This is a genomic window from Streptomyces sp. NPDC102283 (assembly GCF_044766265.1).
Classification (GTDB): Bacteria; Actinomycetota; Actinomycetes; order Streptomycetales; family Streptomycetaceae; genus Streptomyces.
Map to the genome: position 1 here is coordinate 125,943 of NZ_JBIWLQ010000020.1, position 17,588 is coordinate 143,530.

The window sequence follows — 17,588 nt, forward strand, 5'->3', positions numbered from 1 at the left end:
CGGATGCGGCCCATTGCCACCACCTCCTCCTGGTCAACCGGTATGTGCCCAGTCGGCGCGGCTTCACACTTCCCGCCCTCCCCCGTCCCACCTGGGAGCGTCCTCGCCGCGCCCGGCGCGGATGCGGGCGGTGCCCGGTGCGGTGACCCTTGAGAGGGGGGTGCAGAGTCGACGAGGAGGACGTATGTCCGCACTGGACAAGATCAAGAGGATGCTCAAGGGTCACGAGGGGCATGTCGGAAAGGGCATCGACAAGGGCGGCGACATGGTCGACGACCGTACGAAGGGCAAGTACAAGGGCCACGTCGACACCGCCCAGGACAAGCTGAGGCAGCAGTTCGGGACGGACCGCAACCAGGGCGGACCGCCCCGCGCCTGAGCAGCCCCGCCGGTGACCGGGCGGTCGCCGTGCGGCCGCCATCCGTCCCGCGCACCGGTCCTGCCGCGGATCACTCTCCGTGGCAGGACCGGTGCGTGGGGTACGTCGGGCACCTCTCGCACAACGCCGCCACAGGGGCCGACGAGGCCGGTTCCGGAGGGCGGCGTCGTACGTTTCCGGGGTTACCCACCGGATTCTTGTTATCGTCCCGCCCGCACCGCATCTCCCGAGTGTGGGAAGTGACAGCACCGGACCCCGGAAGAGTGAGCACAGCATGGGCAAGGATCACCCGACGGTCTTGATCGCGGCGGCGCAGGGCGGCGACCAGCAGGCCAAGGACCAGCTCGTCTCGGCGTACCTGCCGCTGCTGTACAACGTCGTCGGACGCGCGCTGGACGGTCATGCGGACGTGGACGACGTGGTGCAGGAGACGGTACTGCGTATGCTCCGGGGCCTGCCCGAACTGCGCGACCCGGAACGTTTTCGGTCCTGGCTGGTGGCGATAGCCATGAACGAGATACGCACGCACTGGCGTGAGAGGCAGTCGGGTGCGATACGGGCGGACCGGCTGGACGCGGCGTACGACCTGCCGGACCCCCGCGCGGACTTCGTCGAGGTGACGATCCTGGAACTCGGCCTGACCGGCCAGCGCCGCCAGGTCGCGGAGGCGACGCGCTGGCTGGACGAAGACGATCGCGCCCTGCTGTCGCTGTGGTGGCTGGAGACCGCCGGGCATCTGTCCCGGGCCGAGGTCGCCGCCGCTCTCGAACTCTCCCCGCAGCACACCGCCGTACGGGTGCAGCGGATGAAGGCACAGCTGGAGGCGGCGAGGGTCGTGGTGGGCGCGCTGGCGGCCGAGCCGCCGTGCGTGCTGCTGCGGGACATCGCCGCCGGCTGGGACGGCGTCCCCTCCGCCCTGTGGCGCAAGCGGCTGGCCCGCCACGCCCGCGAGTGCACGGTGTGCTCGGGACACCGCTCGCAACTCGTGCCCGCCGAAGGGCTGCTGGTGGGGCTCGCACTGGTCCCGGTGGCCGCCGCCGGGACGGGAGCAGCTCCCGAACTGCTCAGCACGGCCGCACACCTTCAGGCGCCCGGTCCGGGCTCGCACAGCGCAGGTGCGGGGCGCGCGGAGCGCAGACGGGTGCAGGCCCGACGGCGCCGTCGCAACTCGGCCGTCGCCGCCGTGGTCGCGGTCGCCGCGCTGGGCACGGGCGGCGCGGCGGTGCACCTGTACACCGACGGCGAGAACCGGGACGCGACGACCGTCACGGCCGACGCTCCGGCCCCCCGTTCCGAGGTGCCCACGCCGACCTCCCCGACGTCGTCCCCAACCTCCTCCGCCTCCGCCTCCGCCTCGCCCAGCGCCTTCCCGTCGCCGAGCGCCTCGCGTACACCCAAGGCCAAGCCGAAGCGGAGCACCTCGCCACCGCCCGCGCCCACCACCGCCGCCCCGGTCCCGAAGCCGGCCCCGCCCGCTCCCGCGCCTCCCGCGCCGCCGGGAACCGCCGGCCAGGTCACCGAACTGGTCAACACGGAACGGGCCAAGGAGGGCTGCGGCCCGGTGACCGTGAACGATCAGCTCAACACGGCCGCGCAACGGCACTCCGCCGACATGGAGGCCGAGGACTACTTCTCACACACCTCGCAGGACGGCAGGGACCCCGGCGACCGGATCACGGCCGCTGGGTATCAGTGGTCGACCTACGGCGAGAACATCGCCAAGGGCCAGCGGACCCCGGCCGACGTGATGCGATCCTGGATGGACAGTCCGGGGCACCGCGCGAACATCCTGAACTGCTCCTACAAGGAGATCGGTGTGGGGAAGCAGGACTCCGGCGGCGGTCCGGTGTGGACGCAGGTGTTCGGGGCCCGCTGAGCCCACGGGAGGGGGCAGCCGGGAAGCCGAGATCCCGAGGCAGCGGGTGCCGCGCCAGGCTTCGTGAGCGCGGCCGGAACGAGCGGGGGCCCCTAAAATGCGGCCATGATCGCTGAACTGGACTGTGTGGTCCTGGACTGCCCGGATCCGAGGAAACTGGCCGCCTTCTACGCGTCATTGCTCGGGGGCGAGGTGGACCTGCCCGACCGGCGATGGGAGTGCGACGCGGACTGGTCCACGCTGCACACGCCCGGCGGACTCGTCCTCGCCTTTCAGCGGGCGGCCGACCATCGGCCGCCTCGCTGGCCCGGCCAGGACCCGCCCCAGCAGTTCCACCTGGACTTCGGCGTCACCGATCAGGAGCGGGCGCACGACGAGGCCCTGGCGTGCGGGGCGTCCCTGCTCGACACCGGGGACGCGGGGCGCAGCTGGCGTGTGTACGCCGATCCCGCCGGGCACCCCTTCTGCCTGGTACAGCACTGACCGTTCCGGCACCGCTCACGCGCCCCGGACCCGTCCGGTGCGGCCGTCGACCGGCCGCACCGGGTTCCCCCGGATCCCATCGGACCCACCACTGAGATCAGCGCAGGACCAACGCCAGCGCCGTGCCGAGGCAGGTCGCCGCGCCCACCACGCCGGCCGAGACGGCCACACATCGAGCCCGGAGCCGGGCGTAGCGCCCGGCGTACTCCGCGCGCAGTTCGTCCACGCGGTCCCGGATACGGGTGAGCGACTCCCGGGAAGCGGTGACGCGTTCGGCGATGAACACCCGCTCGACGTCCTCGCGCTGCGCCGTGGTCAACCAGGGCAACTGGCCGGTGAACCGGCGCGCCTGCCGTCGCGCCCGCTCGACCTCGGCGTTCCAGAGCAGAAAGCCCTCCAGTTGCGCCAGCCCCCGGGCGCAGTCCTTGTCGGGTTTCACCCCGTCCTCCTCTCCGTCGCTTCGTCAGGGCCGGGGCCGAGATTCACTCGTGCCGGTCCCCCGGGGCGACGATCTTGGAGTTCTCCGGGTGATTGGTGGCTTCCTCCACGGAGCGGACCGCCGGGTGGTGCAGGTCGAACGCCGGAGATTCGGAACGGATCCGCGGCAGGGTGACGAAGTTGTGCCGGGGCGGCGGGCAGGAGGTGGCCCATTCCAACGAACGGCCGTAGCCCCACGGGTCGTCGACCTCGATCTTCCTGCCGTACTTGGCGGTCTTCCAGATGTTGTAGAAGAACGGCAGGATCGACAGTCCGAGCAGGAACGAGGAAATGGTGGAGATCGTGTTCAGCGCGGTGAATCCGTCGGCGTCGAGATAGTCCGCGTAACGGCGCGGCATGCCCTCGGCGCCGAGCCAGTGCTGAACGAGGAACGTGCCGTGGAAGCCCACGAACAGCGTCCAGAACGTCATCTTACCGAGCCGTTCGTCCAGCATCTTTCCGGTGAACTTGGGCCACCAGAAGTGAAATCCGGCGAACATCGCGAACACCACGGTGCCGAATACCACGTAGTGGAAGTGGGCGACGACGAAGTACGAGTCGGAGACGTGGAAGTCCAGGGGCGGCGAGGCGAGGATGATCCCGGTCAGGCCGCCGAACAGGAAGGTGACCAGAAAGCCGACCGCCCAGAGCATCGGGGTCTCCAGGGAGAGGGACCCCTTCCACATCGTGCCGATCCAGTTGAAGAACTTCACGCCTGTCGGCACGGCGATGAGAAATGTCATGAAGGAGAAGAACGGCAGGAGCACCCCGCCCGTGACGAACATGTGGTGCGCCCACACGGTCGCGGACAGACCCGCGATGGCGATGGTGGCCGCGACCAGGCCGATGTAGCCGAAGACCGGTTTGCGGCTGAAGACCGGGAAGATCTCCGTGACGATGCCGAAGAACGGCAGGGCGATGATGTAGACCTCGGGATGGCCGAAGAACCAGAACAGGTGCTGCCAGAGCAATGCGCCGCCGTTGGCCGCGTCGAAGACGTGCGCGCCGAACTTGCGGTCGGCCTCCAGCGCCAGCAGGGCCGCGGCGAGGACCGGGAAGGCCAGCAGGACCAGGACACCGGTCAGCAGGACGTTCCAGACGAAGATCGGCATGCGGAACATCGTCATGCCGGGTGCGCGCATGCAGATGATCGTGGTGATGAAGTTGACCGAGCCGAGGATCGTGCCGAAGCCGGAGAACGCGAGTCCCATGATCCACATGTCGGCGCCGATACCCGGCGAGCGGACCGCGTCGTTGAGCGGGGAGTAGGCGAACCAGCCGAAGTCCGCGGCGCCCTGCGGGGTGAGGAAGCCGGCCACCGCGATGAGCGAGCCGAAGAGGTACAGCCAGTACGCGAACATGTTCAGCCGGGGAAACGCCACGTCGGGCGCGCCGATCTGCAGCGGCATGATCCAGTTCGCGAATCCGGCGAACAGCGGCGTCGCGAACATCAGCAGCATGATCGTGCCGTGCATCGTGAACGCCTGGTTGAACTGCTCGTTCGAGATCAGTTGGATGCCGGGCCGGGCCAGCTCGGCCCGCATCACCAGCGCCAGGAGCCCTCCCACGCAGAAGAACGCGAAGGAGGTGACGAGGTAGAGCGTGCCGATCGTCTTGTGGTCCGTGGTGGTCATCCACTTGATGACCACGTTGCCGGGTTCGCCGCGCCGTACCGGCATTTCGTCCTGGTCGGCGGTATCGGTCTCCACCGGTTGCGAGATGCCTCTCGTCGTCACTACGACGCTCCTTCGGTCGACGGCCCGTGTGGACTCGGCGACCAGAATGGACCCGCGGCGATCAGTGCGGTGGGACATCCTTCCCCGTCCGGGGCTAGCGGCCGACAAGGACACTCAAATGGCCTACGCCGAACGCTCCGTCCTCGGCCGGCGCGACCGAAAGCGGACGCCAACGTCCCCGACCCGATCGAATATTCCCTCGCAGCCATCGGAATAGCTTCTCCGACACCGGAGTTGGTGAACCGACAGCACCACTTTCCTCTCCCCACTTGGCTGCTCTCGTCCCCACTGCTCCCACTCCTCTCCACTCGGCAAGCTTCGGAAGGTCGGATTCATGAAGATCGGCATCATCGGCGCAGGCAACATCGGCGGCAACCTGACGCGGCGTCTGACCGCCCTCGGGCACGAGGTCGCGGTTGCCAACTCCCGCGGCCCGCACACGCTCACCGCCCTCGCCGAAGAGACCGGGGCGAGGCCGGTGACGGCGTCGGAGGCCGCGCTCGGCGCCCAGGTAGTCGTCGTCACCGTGCCGCTGAAGGCCGTGCCCGAGCTGCCCGCCGGATTTCTCGACGGTGCCGCGGAGGGCGCCGCGGTCATCGACACCGGCAACTACTACCCGCAGCAGCGTGACGGCCGCATCGACGCCATCGAGGAGGGGCTGCCCGAGAGCCGCTGGACGGAACAGCAGATCGGCCGCCCCGTGATCAAGGCGTTCAACGGCACGTACGCCCAGGACATCCTGGACCGGGGCCGCCCGCAGGGTGCTCCGGGAAGGCAGGCGCTCCCGGTGGCCGGCGACGACTCGACGGCCAAGCAGGCGGTACGGGACCTCATCGACGAGTTGGGCTTCGACACGGTCGACAGCGGCGGCCTGGACGAATCGTGGCGCCAGCAGCCCGGCACGCCGGTGTACGGCAGCCAGGGCGACGTCGACGCCATCGTGAAGGCTCTCTCGGAAGCATCGCAGGAGCGCACGGCGGAGTGGCGCGCCTGACGCCATCCATCGGGCGGGAGAGACGACCGGGCGACCACTCCGGCCGGGTGGGAAACGGGGGTACCCGCCCGGTCGGAGTGGCCGCGACTTCAGACCACGCCCGTCACGGTGATCCGTACCGAGGCCACGGGCTCCCCGGGCAGGGCGGCGACGACCGCCGCCTGTACGGCCCGGGTGGTGTCGAGCGCCCGGTGGCCGCGGCACAGGACGAACCGGATATCGATGTGCCAGCCGTCTTCCTTGTCCCGGCCGACCCGCACTCCCGGCGCCCTGTTCCCGTTCAGCGGGGCGCGGAGCGAAGTGCGCTCGGCGATCCGAGCGCGTAGCAGGTCCGTCACGCCGGGGCGCAGGAAGGCGACGCCCGGCACGCCGCGAGCGGCCTCGGCGGCGGTCCCCGCCACCCGGTCCCTGCGTGTGACCGCGGTCATCGCGCTGCTCCCGTCCCGTGTCCGTCGGCCAGGCCGTCCGCGTGACCGCTGCTGGCCGCCCCCGTGCCGTCGTCTCCCTCGCCGTGCCCACTGTGGCCGACGTCCTCATAGAGAATGTCGAGAGTATCGACGGTGTCGAGGATGTCGACGACGAGAACGTCGGTGGTGGCTAGGCGGATGCCGATGTCCCGGTCGGCGACCTCGGCCAGCCGCGCGCGCACGGCGTCGGCCAGGTCCCGCATGGGCAGGTCGAGGCTCGCCGCGACCTCGACCCGGATGTGCAGCTCTCCGGTGGGATCCGCCGGGTCGAGGGGAGCGATGCGGCAGCTCCCGGCGCGTACCCCGGGCAGCCTGTCGACCGCTGCCCGTAGTATCCGTGCGACCGCGGCCTCCACCATCCAGTGGTCCTCCCCCGGCTCTCCCAGCGGCAGTGGATGTCCTGGGCGCAGTTCGAGCCGTACGAGGTCCATGACCCGAGCCGTTATGGCCGTGGTGTCCGGGGGGCCCGGCTCCTGCTCGCAGGTGTGACGTACTGCGTCGCCGAGGTCTGTGAGATCGGCCAGGGCGGCCGAGCAGAAGGGGCAGGCGGCGAAGTGAGGGTCGTCCGCCGAGCGGCCGGTGTCCCAGGCCTCCCAGACGTCGGTGAGCAGCCGCCCGCAACCGAGCCGCTCGTCCTCCTCGTGCCGGCTCTCCTCCGGCCGGTCCGGATTGGCGCTCATCGCCATGCGCTCATCGCCTCCGTCAAGGAGCGGCGGGCCCGGAAGACCCGGCCGCGAACCGCCTGCAGACTGATTCCGACCGTTCCCGCGATGCTCTCGTACGACAGCCCCTGCATCTCACGCAGCACCCAGCACACGCGTTGTTCGGGGGAGAGGCTCGCCATCGCCTCGGCCAGCGCGTCGACGGCCGCCCGGGACTCCACCGCACGGGCGGGGGACGCCTGATGCTCGGGGGCGGCCTGTTCCGGAACCGAGTCGAGGTCCGCCGCCGGTCTGCGGGCTCTGAGTCGGTTGAGGCAGCGATTGGTGACGATGCGGTAGAGCCACGTGTGGAACGAGGCGTCCCGGCGGAATTCGGGGAGCTTACGCCAGGCGCTCACGAAGGCGTCCTGTACGGCGTCCTCGGCGTCCGCCCGGTCGCCGAGAAGCCGTATCGCCAGTTGCAGCATCACTGGGCCATGCCGACGCACGAGCACCTCGAAGGCCACCTCGTCCCCCTCCCCGGCCCTCACGACCAGCAGCGCCTCGTCGGCCGCCACGGCGTCCGGCACGCGCTCCGTCAGCTGATTCCCGTCGCCGGGCACGGACCAACTCCTTCCCCACTCATTTCCACGACGCTCGCTCCTGCTTCTGCACGCGTCCGGCACACGGTCCGGCACGTATTTCTCCACGTGCCCTCGTGACCGCTTCTCGTTCGTTGGACACATCGCGCGACCGAATGTCACGCACCCTCATACCCCCGGCTGCACGGCACGGCGTGCCATCGCCCGGCCGCCCTGCTCCCCCGGTTGCTCCCGGAAAATTTCCGCGAACGCGCGTGACGAATTCGCGAACAGCGTGTCCAACGAGATGTCAGGCAGAACGAGTCGAGCGAGACGCGAGGAGTTTCCATGACCACCATCCAGCCAGCAGCGACCGCTCCCCCGGCGGGAGCCGCTTCACGGACGGGCGCGACCAAGCAGAGCGGCTCCGCGGGCGGGACCACCACGCTCGGCAGCGGGGCCACCGGGGCGGCCGAGCCGGCGGCGACCCGGGGCCGCACCTCCATCGCGGACACCGTCGTCGTGAAGATCGCGGGGATGGCGGCCCGAGAGATCCCCGGCGTCCACGACATGGGCGGCGGCCTCTCCCGCACCCTCGGCGCCGTCCGCGACCGGGTGCCTGGCGGCCGGCCGAACGTCGGGCGGGGCGTCAAGGTCGAGGTGGGCGAGCGCCAGACCGCCATCGACCTCGACCTTGTCGTCGAGTACGGCGTCGCGATCACCGATGTTGCGCACGACGTCCGCGAGAACGTCATCGCGGCGGTGGAACGCACCACGGGCCTCGAGGTCGTCGAGGTCAATGTGACGGTCAACGACGTGCATCTGCCCGAGGACGACGACGAGGCCGCCCCCTCCGAAACTCGCGTGGCGTGACGGCGTGACGCGGAAGACGGATGCGTCCGACCCGGCGAGCGGTGCGCCGGGCCGGGGTGTGTACGGGGCGGCGGCGGGCATGGCGCTGGGGTTCGCCGGTTGGTTCGGCGGGTTCGGAGCCTTCCTTGTGGTCGCGTCGCTCGGCGCGGTGGGCTGGTTCGCCGGGCACCTCGTGGACCGGGGCACCAGCCTGCGCGAGTTCCTGGACACGGTGGCGGGGCGGCGGCCATGACGGTTCCCGCCGCCGGGCGTGGCACAACAACGGTGACCCCCCGAGCAGTCCGGCGGATCGCCGAGCGGGCGGCGGCCGAAGCGCTGCCCGACGGCGGCGCGGTGACCCGCGGCTCGGCTTCGGTGCGCGGAGCGACCGCGCGGGTCACGGTCGGCATCCGACTGCCGTATCCGATACGAACAGATGAAGCGGCAGGGCGGGTCCGGGAGCGGGCACGGACCCGGACCGCGGCCTTGACGGGGCTGTCCGTCCCGCACGCCGATATCCGGATCGACGCGCTCTCGGTGCTTCCCCTGCCACCCGGCCGGAAGCCTTCGGACGGTGAGCCCCCGGGGGCAGACGACGCGGCGCGTGCGGCGGAGCACACCGTGCGGAGCGGCGGCCGGGGCGGCCGGATCCGGGCGCAGCGCCGGTTTCCTGCGGTGCTGACAGCGGTCGTCGCTGCGGCCGTCTGTGCTCTGCTCCTGGTGGACGTCGTCGCAGTCCGGCTCGGCGGCACACCCGCCGCCTGGCGGACCTGGTTGGTCGACTGGGCGTCGACGCACGGCCCGACGGACACTGCGGTTCGGGTCGGCGGGGTGCTGGCCGTGCTGACCGGCGTCTGGCTGCTGGGGTGCGCCCTGCTGCCGGGGCACCGGCGAAGGCTGACGATGGTCGCACCCGCGCAAGGCCTGCGGGCCGCGCTCGACCGTTCGGCCGTCGCCCGGGTCGTCCAGGACAGGACCGCCACCGTAGCCGGAGTGGTTCGGGTCCGGGTGAGTGTGCGGCGGAGACGCGTAAGGGTGCTGGCAGAAGTGGGCTACGGCGACCCGGAGCGGGTGCGGGCCGAGGTGCTCCGGGTCCTTGGAGCGACCTTGCCGGAGCTGGGACTGGCGCGGACTCCGGCGCTGCGGGTCCGCATGCGAGTCCGGCGCGAGCCGCACGGGCAGCCGCCGTCCATCGAGGAGCCGACGGAATCCATGGCCGGTGCGACGACAACGGCTCCGGCTCCGGCTCCGGCTCCGGCTGAACAGATGAAGGGGTGAAGGGATGTCGGTGAACAGACGCAGCGTGGTCAATCGGTCGCTGCTCGGTACCGCCGGGCTGTCGCTGGTGGCTTGCGGAGGCTGGCTGGCCGTGGGCGACGGTTCGGCGATCCCGATGATGGACCGCGTCCCGCGCTGGTGGCCGGTGCCTGCGGCGGACGGGGTGATGCTGGACCGCGGACTGTCCGCACAGTTCCGGGAAAGCGGCTGGTGGGGCCCTGCATCGATCGCCGGGCTCACCCTCGTTCTAGCGCTGCTGGTGTGGTGGTTGGCCGGTCAGGCGGTGTCGGGCAGACGCCGGTGGGCGGTGCTCCCGCGGGCCGGGCCGGTGTTGCGCAGGAGTTCGTGGGAACGAGCGATGACGACGCGGGTGGCGGCGTTCGACAACGTGGCGCGTGCCCGCGTGCGTCTGGTCGGCCGGCCGCTGCGGGCGGTGGTGACGGTGGTCGTGGAGCCCGGAGCCCGGCCGGCGCAGGTCGTACAGTCTGTGGCCGGGATCATCGCGGAAGCCCGTGACAGCGGCGGCGTACGTAGCCTGCCGGCCGACCTAAGGATCCGGGTCGCGAACCGCGGGGACCGGCGCACACGTTGAACCGCCGGGACCCGGGTGCCGGATCGTGTCACGGTGGTCCGGCCGCAGCCGCCCATGGATGTGTGTGGCCTGCACTCCGGAGCTGCTTCCACCCGCCTCCCCACAGAATCTACTCGCGAGTAAGATATGAGTTCCGGGATGTCGGCCCACGGCCCGTACGGCGCCCGGGCGTGGTCCGTCGACGGCCGTGGACGAGGGAGTCGCGCCATGCCCCGCACCATGTCCGTAGCAGACAGCATCGTGATCGACGCCACCCCGGCGCAGGTCTACGAACAGCTCAGTGATCCCACGGCGATGGGGCGTTGGAGCCCTGAGAACCGTGGTGCGACCGTGAATGGCGATCAGCGCGGTACGTACGTCGGCATGGTCTTCGAAGGGCGGAACAAGCGCGGTGCGGCGCGCTGGACGACACGGTGCACGGTGACGGCGGCCGACCCCGGCGAACGCTTCGCCTTCCGGGTGCACGCGATCGGTCTGCGACGCCCTCTGCTCCCGGGGCCGATCGCCACGTGGGACTACCGATTCGAGGCGGTGGACGGCGCGACCCTGGTCACCGAGACCTGGACCGACGACCGGCGTCGCTGGCCTGACTTCCTCGCCAATGCCTTCGACCGCGCCGCTACGGGCGGGAAGACCTTCGCGCAGTTCCAGGGCGGCAATATCCGTACGACGCTGACGCGCCTCAAGGCGGCCCTGGAGAAGGACGTCCGGGGAGAAACCGGAAGTCACTAATTTCCCGCAATCCCGAGGCTCAGGGTCATGCTGGGTCAGGTCAAGCGCTTGGCCTTCGTCGCAGACGGTCGCGGGTCGCGATCGAAAGGCGGACGATGTGTTCGTCCAGCAGGAGGACGAAGCTCACCCTGCGACAGTCGACCCCGTCGTTCAGGGTCTCCAGTCGGCCGCCAACCGGATCGGCGCCCACCTCGGGACATTACTCGGCCTGCGCCTCGCACGAGTTTCCGGAAGGGTGCTGGTCGTCGACATCGCCCGTCTCCACAAGCTCACCATCACCGGCTGGCCCGAGGGCAGACAGGTGCGCAAGCACGACGTGATCAATTGCGCGACAACGCATAGCTCGGTGAAGTGCCTACGAAGCCCAATGCGGAGGGCGGCTCAGGGATGAGGGAAGAGCTGTCTTCGCGTCGCCCCGCGCGGCGTTGAGCTGAGCCTGGGTGAGGAACAGGCTTCCTGTGAGGTCGGCACCCGAGAGGTCGGCGTCGCGGAAGTCCGCGCCGATGAGGTCGGCCAGGCGGAGGTCGGCGCCGGTGAGGTCTGCGGCGATCAGGTAGGCACCGCGGAGGTCCGCTGCGCGCAGGTCGGCGCCGCGCAGGCGGGCCCCGATGAGATCGGCACCGCGGTGGTTGCGCTTCTTGCGGCGGGGCGCGGCGGCCCGGACGAGTTCGCTGGTACGCAGAAGCAGCCCGGCGACCCGGTCCCGGTGACCGGCGACGTCCAGTTCCGCGAAGTCGACGGCCGGGCGCGAGGTGTGCCGTTCCGTCGCTTCCAGGGCTCGGCGGATCTCGGCGTACAGGGGGCGTGCGTCCGGGAGGGCGAGTGCCTCGGTGAGATACCACAGCAGTTCATGGAGTTGACGCATGACCGGGAACACCTGGAACATCTGCGCGGCGAGGTCGGGGGACGAACGCCAGTCACGGCCGCCGTAGGTCACCTGGGAGACCTTCTGACCGGCGCCGAAGCAGTCGTACACGGTGCAGCCCGAGAAGCCCTTCGGACGCAACCGGGTGTGGATGCCGCAGCGGAAGTCGTCCTGAAGGTTGGGACAGGGCCGCCCGGCGTCCTTGTCGATGGCGAAATCCGACGAGGCCGTCAGCGTGAGGGCGACGCAGCAGAGAGCGAAACAGTTCGCGCAGTCCGCTCGCAGGGCCTCGCGCCTGTTGCCGGGCACGGCGGTCGGTTCGTTGTCGGACACGGGCGGTGGATCCTCGCTGACTGGTGCTGCGGAAGATGCGGGTGCAGAGCGCACGATTCTACCGAGAAGCCGGGGAAGCAGCTCTCCCGGCGTCCCCCGCCGGCACCCTGTCGACCTCTGGGACTCCCAACGAACGCCGCTGGCCGGTGCACACTGGGCATGGTACGAATCCCGAGGGGGACGCATGGGCACCGAGGAGAGCAACGGGTTCGAGCCCGCGACCGGCGACGGCCCACCGGCAGCCGAGCCCGCTGCGGCACGGGCCGCCTCGGTGCGGACCGCGTTCGAGGGACTGCTGCAGATCCGTCGGCTCACCGGCGCCGGGCTGCCCGACCCCGTGGCCGCGCCGGCTCCGTGGGAACTGAAACGGCCCATCAGAGCGGTCGCGTTGGCGCTGGAGAGGTCAGGGGCCACGCCTTCGGCCGTGGGCCCGTCGGGACACCGTGTGTCTGCCGGGTACCGGGTGAGCAACGGGGAGTCGGCAGGTTCGGTGCGGGTCGAATGGGCCGGACCGCCCGGCAGCGGCGCCGCTCATAACGAGGAGGAGGCGCTGGCCGGCTGTGCTTCGGCCTTGCGGGACCTGGGCTGGACGGTGCTGCTCTATCGGGGGCCCCGCAGACGGCGCTACCTGGAGGTGGAACCGCCGAGCGGGTTGCCCGGCGGGCACGGCCGGGCCTGAGGCGGCGTTGTCAGAACCATGAGAGATGCTTGACGGTCCGACAGCTCTGAGGAGGAGATGCTGAGATGGACAACGACGAGCTCGCCGCGGCGCAGGCGTACGTCCGCTTGCTGGAAGCCACCCGGGCAGCCCTCGCGGACCCCGACGACGCACCGGTCTACCTGCCGCTGCTCACCTCTCCGATGCGGGAGGCCGACCATGCCCTGCGCAACGCGGGGCTGACAGGCAATGAGGACCGGCTGTTCGCTCTCGTACGGGCACTGCAGCCGAGCCTTTCCGGCAGCGACAGATAGGCAGGCCGGAGGGGCAAGCCCCGGACTGACACGCGCCGGTCCGTCCTATCCGGCCTGCCCCTCGCTGACCGGGGTGCGCATGGTGCCCGGAGCGAGTCCGAGCTCCTGTTCGCCGGGGCCGAGCGGTGCGAAGAACCGGGCGACCTCCTGGTCGTCGACCTCGGTGAGGGAGCCCGGCCTCCACTGCGGTTCGTTGTCCTTGTCGATGATCCGGGCTCGCACACCTTCGACGAAATCGGGGTGTTCGAATGCCCGGCTTGAGACACGGAACTCCTGGTCGAGAACGGCCTCCAGGCTGTCGAGCCGGGCTGCCCTGCGGATGGCGGCGAGCGTGACCTTGAGCGCGACCGGCGACTTGGTCAGGAGTTCATCAGCCGCCGCCTCGGCAGCTGAAACGCCGTTCTCGCGCAGCCGCCGGAGGATCTCCTCCACGCTGTCCGCCGCGTAGCAACCGTCGATCCAGTCGCGCTGCGCCGCAAGCTCACCGGCAGGCGGCTCCGTGGCGAAGCGCTGGACGATGCCCGCCACCGACGTGTCCTGACCGGCCGCCTCGCCCAGCGCTTCGGTCAGGGCAGGCAGAAGGCGGGCAGGGACGTGATGATCGGCCAGACCGCAGAGAACGGCGTCGGCCGCCCCGACGGAACGGCCCGTGAGCGCCAGATGGGTGCCCAGTTCGCCGGGGGCGGTGGACAGGAGGCGGGTGCCCCCGACGTCGGGCACGAAGCCGATCGCGGTCTCGGGCATGGCGACGCGTGAACGCTCGGTGACGACGCGGATTCCTGAGTGCGCCGAAACCCCGACTCCCCCGCCCATCACGATGCCGTCCATCAGTGCCACGTACGGTTTGGGGAATCGGGCGATGCGGGCGTTCAAGCGGTACTCGTCACGCCAGAACTCCAGCGACTCGCGTCCCGAGGCCCGTGCGTCGTCGTGCAGGGCCCGGATGTCGCCACCGGCGCACAGGCCCCGGTCGCCGGCCCCGGAGAGCACTACCGATGCGATCGATTCGTCCTCCTCGGCGCGGGACAGTGCCTCGTCGAGAAGCCGCACCATGATGTGGCTGAGTGCGTTGAGCGCCCGCGGGCGGTTCAGTGTGAGGTGCAGGCATGTGCCCCTCTTCTCCAGGAGGACGGGCTGGTCGTCGTTCATGCGTGCGCTCCGCTCGCTGGGCTCGTGGATACGTGGGACGCCCTCCATGGTCGCGGACGGCCCTCGGCAGCCGCTCCGTGCCCCCCTCTCCCGGATCGGGCCGAAAGTCTCCCGGATCAGGCCGAAAGGAATAGCGGGCACTCCGCTGTGGCACTCCGATGGCTGCGGCTCGACAATTGAGGCATACGGAGTCCGCCGATGTGCGACCTCCGCCCGGACGACCTCCGGAGCTGGCATGACCGACGACGAACGGCGGCAGGACGCCGAAGCCTCTCCGCTCCGCCGGATCGACCGGAAGACAGCCGGTGAGATCCGGCCGACGGAACGCCTCGCCATGAACCGGACCGGAAGCTTCGACTGGGACCTGGACACCCGGACCCTGGACATCGACGAGGCAGGGCTCATGGTGTTCGGCGTGGATCCGGCGACGTTCGACGCACGCCCGGGCACACTTTTGGAGCACCTGGAACCGGCGGAACGGGCCCGGCTCGATGTCACGATCGACGAGGCCATCACCGGCGGCAGCAACTCCTACAGCGTCCACTTCCGCGTGCCGCTGGACGACGGGACCACACAGTGGACCCATGTCCAGGCCCGCATTCTGCGATCGAAGGACGGAAGGGCCCACCGGATCGTAGGGGTCGTCCGGGACGCGACGGCGGAGGTCACCCATTCGGCCTTCGTTCTCGATCTGGAAAAGCGGCGGCAGCGCCAGACCAATATCGTTGAACGAACAACGAGTGCCATGTCCCGTGCCGTGACCGTGGACGATGTGACGGCCGCCCTCACCGGGCCCGGCGGGCTGGCACGGCTGGGCGCCGACGGTCTCGCCCTGGGGCTCGTGGAGAACTCCGCGCTGAGCATCGTCGCGCTGAGCGGCGAGTCGCTCGAGGTGCTCGACGGGCTCGGCTCCGGCGATCTCGACCGCAACCTCCCCCTCGCGGACACCATCCGCAGCGGACGCCCCCGGTTCATCACCTCCCTCGCCGCGCTCGCCCGTCGATACCCGGAGCTGGAGTCGCATCTCGGGAGGCTGAGGTTCAGGGCGGCGGCGTATCTGCCGCTGGTGGCCCAGGCCCGGTCGCTCGGTGGTCTGGCCCTCTTCTACCGCGAGCGCACGGTCTTCAACGCGGACGAGCGCATTCTGTGCCTGGGCCTCGCCGCCATCGTGGCCCAGTCCCTGCAACGGGCGATGCTCTTCGACGAGGAGCGGGAGTTCGCCACGCAGCTCCAGTCCGCGATGCTCCCGCCCCGGATACAGGAGGTCGAGGGCGGTGAGATCGCGGTCCGCTACCACGCGGCGTGGAGCGGCAGGCAGGTCGGTGGCGACTGGTACGACGTGATCACCCTGCCCAAGAACCGCTACGGGCTGGTCGTGGGGGACGTGCAGGGGCACGATACCCACGCCGCCGCGATCATGGGCCAGTTGCGTATCGCCCTGCGCGCATACGCCGCCGAAGGGCACCCGCCGGCCACCGTCCTGGCACGGGCCTCCCGCTTCCTCGCCGAACTGGACACCGAGCGCTTCGCCACCTGTACCTACGCCCAGGTCGACCTGGCGTCCGGAACGGTCCAGGTAGTGCGGGCAGGACATCTCGGCCCGTTGATCCGCCACCTCGACGGGCGGGTGGGCAGCCCGCAGGTACGCGGCGGCCTGCCGCTGGGCACCTCCACGGACCTCCAGGACGAGGAGTACCCGGAGACCAGGCTGGACCTGGTGCCCGGTGAGACCTTCGTCCTGTACACGGACGGGTTGGTGGAGGAGCCAGGGGCCGACCTCGACACCGGGATCGAAGCGCTGCGCACCGAGGTGAGCGCCGGGCCCGCCGGGGCCGAGGCGTTGGCCGATCATCTGTCGGAACGGCTGTGGGAACGGTGGGGGTCGGGGGATGATGTGGCGCTGCTCGTCCTGCGCCGAAGCCCTGACGTGGGGTCGTCGCATGCGCCGCGGCTGCACCAGTACATTCACCAGGCGGACCCGGAAGGGCTCTCTGACGCCCGCGCGATCGTGCGCCAGGCTCTCGGCGACTGGGACATGGCCGGGTTCGCGGACGATGCCGAGCTCGTCACGGGCGAGTTGTTGGTGAACGTGCTCCTGCACACCGAGGGCGGGGCCGTCCTGACGCTGGAGGTGCTGCCCGAACCGGTGCGGCGGATCCGGCTGTCGGTCCAGGACCGGTCCAGCGCCTGGCCCCGCCGGCGTACGCCGGGCGAGACGGCAACCTCCGGCCGGGGGCTGCTCCTGCTCGACGCGGTCGCCACGCGCTGGGGCATCGAGCCGAGGGGCGAGGGCAAGGCCGTCTGGTGCGAGATCGGCCCCGCTCCCCCGCCTGCCACCACACCGCCGCCGACGGTCGCCGAACGGTGACGGACCATAGGGGGCGTGCCGTATCAGCGTAGTGATGCGGCACACCCCTCGGCCGCGGGAGCGTCAGTCCTGGGCGGTACGCCGCTTGCGGACGGCCCACAGGATGCCGCCCCCGGCCAGCAGCACAGCTACTGCGGCGCCGCCGATGACCGGAGTCGACGACGACGAGCCGGTCTCGGCCAGGTCCGGCGAGCTCGGGCTCGGGGCGGGCACGGCGGGTGCGGACTCCGACGGCTGCTCACTGGGGGTGGCGCTCGGCTCGGGCGCCCCGGTGGACGGCGTCTCCGACGGGGTCGGGGTCGGCTCGGTCGGCGTGGGACTGGGCTTCTCGTCGCACACCTCCGCCGTCTTCGTCTCGTCGATGGAGTGCTTGCCCTCGCCGTCGGCGTCCTTGACGACCAGTCGGACGGTCACCGGCTCGTCGTGCTCGGGAAGCGTCAGTTTCTCGTGGAACTCACGGCCGAAGGTCTCGGTGGGCAGCAGGTCCTTGCCGTCCACCATGACGGTCACCGTGTTGGGGACGCTGCTCGTGTAGTCGATGAGGTCAACAGTCACCTCGGAGCAGGTCACGGCCCAGGTGGGGGTATGAGCCGCGGCCGGACCGGCGGAGATGACTCCTCCGGTCAGGCCGACGACCGCAGCGGCCACGAGTGCTCCCGCGCCACGCCACGATCTCCTGGGTATGGTCATGGATTCTTCCTCCAGATACGTCTCATCGCCCGAATGGCGGTGGGGCGCACAGTACTGCCATCGCGCAGGCACGCCGCAGCCGCCCCTTCCGTAGAACGTCGCACCAACTCCGCTTACGCCTCC

Annotated in this window: 20 protein-coding genes; 12 read left to right on the forward strand and 8 right to left on the reverse strand. The window is 70.5% G+C overall.

Annotated features, from left to right (window positions below; genetic code table 11):
- The first annotated feature begins 184 nt into the window (after positions 1-184).
- The 3 genes from ACIRJT_RS31620 to ACIRJT_RS31630 all read left to right on the forward strand — a co-directional run bounded on the left by ACIRJT_RS31620 (position 185) and on the right by ACIRJT_RS31630 (position 2,738).
- Positions 185-379: an antitoxin gene (locus ACIRJT_RS31620; protein WP_403915960.1), complete on the forward strand. Its 195-nt coding sequence runs from the start codon at positions 185-187 to the stop codon at positions 377-379.
- 274 nt (positions 380-653) lie between these two features.
- Positions 654-2,255: a sigma-70 family RNA polymerase sigma factor gene (locus tag ACIRJT_RS31625; protein ID WP_403915962.1), complete on the forward strand. Its 1,602-nt coding sequence runs from the start codon at positions 654-656 to the stop codon at positions 2,253-2,255.
- 105 nt (positions 2,256-2,360) lie between these two features.
- Positions 2,361-2,738: a VOC family protein gene (locus tag ACIRJT_RS31630; protein WP_403915964.1), complete on the forward strand. Its 378-nt coding sequence runs from the start codon at positions 2,361-2,363 to the stop codon at positions 2,736-2,738.
- Between the two features lie 97 nt (positions 2,739-2,835).
- On the opposite strand, the gene ACIRJT_RS31635 is transcribed toward ACIRJT_RS31630, so the two are convergent.
- A complete protein-coding gene (locus ACIRJT_RS31635) occupies positions 2,836-3,177 on the reverse strand; it encodes a hypothetical protein (RefSeq protein ID WP_403915967.1) in 342 nt (113 codons plus the stop codon).
- A 43-nt stretch (positions 3,178-3,220) separates the two neighbouring features.
- The gene (gene ctaD, locus ACIRJT_RS31640; RefSeq protein ID WP_403916054.1) at positions 3,221-4,894 is read right to left on the reverse strand and encodes a cytochrome c oxidase subunit I; all 1,674 of its coding nucleotides are present in this window, start codon (positions 4,892-4,894) and stop codon (positions 3,221-3,223) included.
- Between the two features lie 391 nt (positions 4,895-5,285).
- Between ctaD and ACIRJT_RS31645 the strand changes: the two genes are divergently transcribed.
- Positions 5,286-5,945: an NADPH-dependent F420 reductase gene (locus tag ACIRJT_RS31645; protein WP_403915970.1), complete on the forward strand. Its 660-nt coding sequence runs from the start codon at positions 5,286-5,288 to the stop codon at positions 5,943-5,945.
- Between the two features lie 89 nt (positions 5,946-6,034).
- On the opposite strand, the gene ACIRJT_RS31650 is transcribed toward ACIRJT_RS31645, so the two are convergent.
- Genes ACIRJT_RS31650 through ACIRJT_RS31660 form a run of 3 tightly spaced genes read right to left on the reverse strand, consistent with a single transcriptional unit; the run spans position 6,035 to position 7,676 of the window.
- Positions 6,035-6,373, reverse strand: a complete 339-nt coding sequence (locus ACIRJT_RS31650) for an Asp23/Gls24 family envelope stress response protein (RefSeq protein ID WP_403915972.1) — start codon at positions 6,371-6,373, stop codon at positions 6,035-6,037.
- Positions 6,370-7,098 (reverse strand): hypothetical protein, encoded by a 729-nt coding sequence (locus ACIRJT_RS31655; protein WP_403915975.1) that lies wholly within the window; start codon positions 7,096-7,098, stop codon positions 6,370-6,372. The genes ACIRJT_RS31650 and ACIRJT_RS31655 overlap by 4 nt, the downstream gene beginning before the upstream one ends.
- Positions 7,089-7,676 carry an RNA polymerase sigma factor gene (locus ACIRJT_RS31660; protein WP_403915978.1) on the reverse strand — a complete coding sequence of 196 codons (588 nt, stop codon included), beginning with the start codon at positions 7,674-7,676 and terminating at the stop codon, positions 7,089-7,091. The genes ACIRJT_RS31655 and ACIRJT_RS31660 overlap by 10 nt, the downstream gene beginning before the upstream one ends.
- Positions 7,677-7,982: 306 nt before the next feature.
- Here ACIRJT_RS31660 and ACIRJT_RS31665 point away from each other — a divergent pair, with 306 nt between their 5' ends.
- The 5 genes from ACIRJT_RS31665 (at position 7,983) to ACIRJT_RS31685 (ending at position 11,088) form a co-directional block, all read left to right on the forward strand.
- Complete coding sequence (locus ACIRJT_RS31665; protein WP_403915980.1) at positions 7,983-8,507, forward strand: Asp23/Gls24 family envelope stress response protein; 525 nt, start codon at positions 7,983-7,985, stop codon at positions 8,505-8,507.
- 4 nt (positions 8,508-8,511) lie between these two features.
- Entirely contained in the window at positions 8,512-8,739 is a 228-nt protein-coding gene (locus tag ACIRJT_RS31670; RefSeq protein WP_403915982.1) for a hypothetical protein, read from the forward strand.
- A gap of 32 nt (positions 8,740-8,771) precedes the next feature.
- Entirely contained in the window at positions 8,772-9,764 is a 993-nt protein-coding gene (locus tag ACIRJT_RS31675; RefSeq protein ID WP_403915985.1) for a DUF6286 domain-containing protein, read from the forward strand.
- A 4-nt stretch (positions 9,765-9,768) separates the two neighbouring features.
- The gene (locus ACIRJT_RS31680) at positions 9,769-10,356 is read left to right on the forward strand and encodes a hypothetical protein (protein ID WP_403915988.1); all 588 of its coding nucleotides are present in this window, start codon (positions 9,769-9,771) and stop codon (positions 10,354-10,356) included.
- A 207-nt stretch (positions 10,357-10,563) separates the two neighbouring features.
- On the forward strand, positions 10,564-11,088 hold the full coding sequence (locus tag ACIRJT_RS31685) for an SRPBCC family protein (protein WP_403915991.1): 525 nt from the start codon (positions 10,564-10,566) through the stop codon (positions 11,086-11,088).
- 355 nt (positions 11,089-11,443) lie between these two features.
- Here the strand turns inward: ACIRJT_RS31685 and ACIRJT_RS31690 are convergent, their stop codons facing one another.
- Positions 11,444-12,286, reverse strand: coding sequence for a pentapeptide repeat-containing protein (locus ACIRJT_RS31690; protein WP_403915994.1), 843 nt, complete (start codon positions 12,284-12,286; stop codon positions 11,444-11,446).
- Positions 12,287-12,470: 184 nt separating this feature from the next.
- Between ACIRJT_RS31690 and ACIRJT_RS31695 the strand changes: the two genes are divergently transcribed.
- Positions 12,471-12,965, forward strand: coding sequence for a hypothetical protein (locus ACIRJT_RS31695; RefSeq protein ID WP_403915996.1), 495 nt, complete (start codon positions 12,471-12,473; stop codon positions 12,963-12,965).
- Positions 12,966-13,030: 65 nt separating this feature from the next.
- The gene (locus tag ACIRJT_RS31700) at positions 13,031-13,258 is read left to right on the forward strand and encodes a hypothetical protein (protein ID WP_217230376.1); all 228 of its coding nucleotides are present in this window, start codon (positions 13,031-13,033) and stop codon (positions 13,256-13,258) included.
- A 45-nt stretch (positions 13,259-13,303) separates the two neighbouring features.
- On the opposite strand, the gene ACIRJT_RS31705 is transcribed toward ACIRJT_RS31700, so the two are convergent.
- Positions 13,304-14,407 (reverse strand): enoyl-CoA hydratase/isomerase family protein, encoded by a 1,104-nt coding sequence (locus tag ACIRJT_RS31705; protein ID WP_403915999.1) that lies wholly within the window; start codon positions 14,405-14,407, stop codon positions 13,304-13,306.
- A 235-nt stretch (positions 14,408-14,642) separates the two neighbouring features.
- Between ACIRJT_RS31705 and ACIRJT_RS31710 the strand changes: the two genes are divergently transcribed.
- Complete coding sequence (locus tag ACIRJT_RS31710; RefSeq protein ID WP_403916002.1) at positions 14,643-16,775, forward strand: SpoIIE family protein phosphatase; 2,133 nt, start codon at positions 14,643-14,645, stop codon at positions 16,773-16,775.
- Between the two features lie 63 nt (positions 16,776-16,838).
- Here ACIRJT_RS31710 and ACIRJT_RS31715 read toward each other — a convergent pair whose 3' ends face one another.
- Positions 16,839-17,465 (reverse strand): LAETG motif-containing sortase-dependent surface protein, encoded by a 627-nt coding sequence (locus tag ACIRJT_RS31715; protein ID WP_403916004.1) that lies wholly within the window; start codon positions 17,463-17,465, stop codon positions 16,839-16,841.
- Positions 17,466-17,588 lie beyond the last annotated feature (123 nt).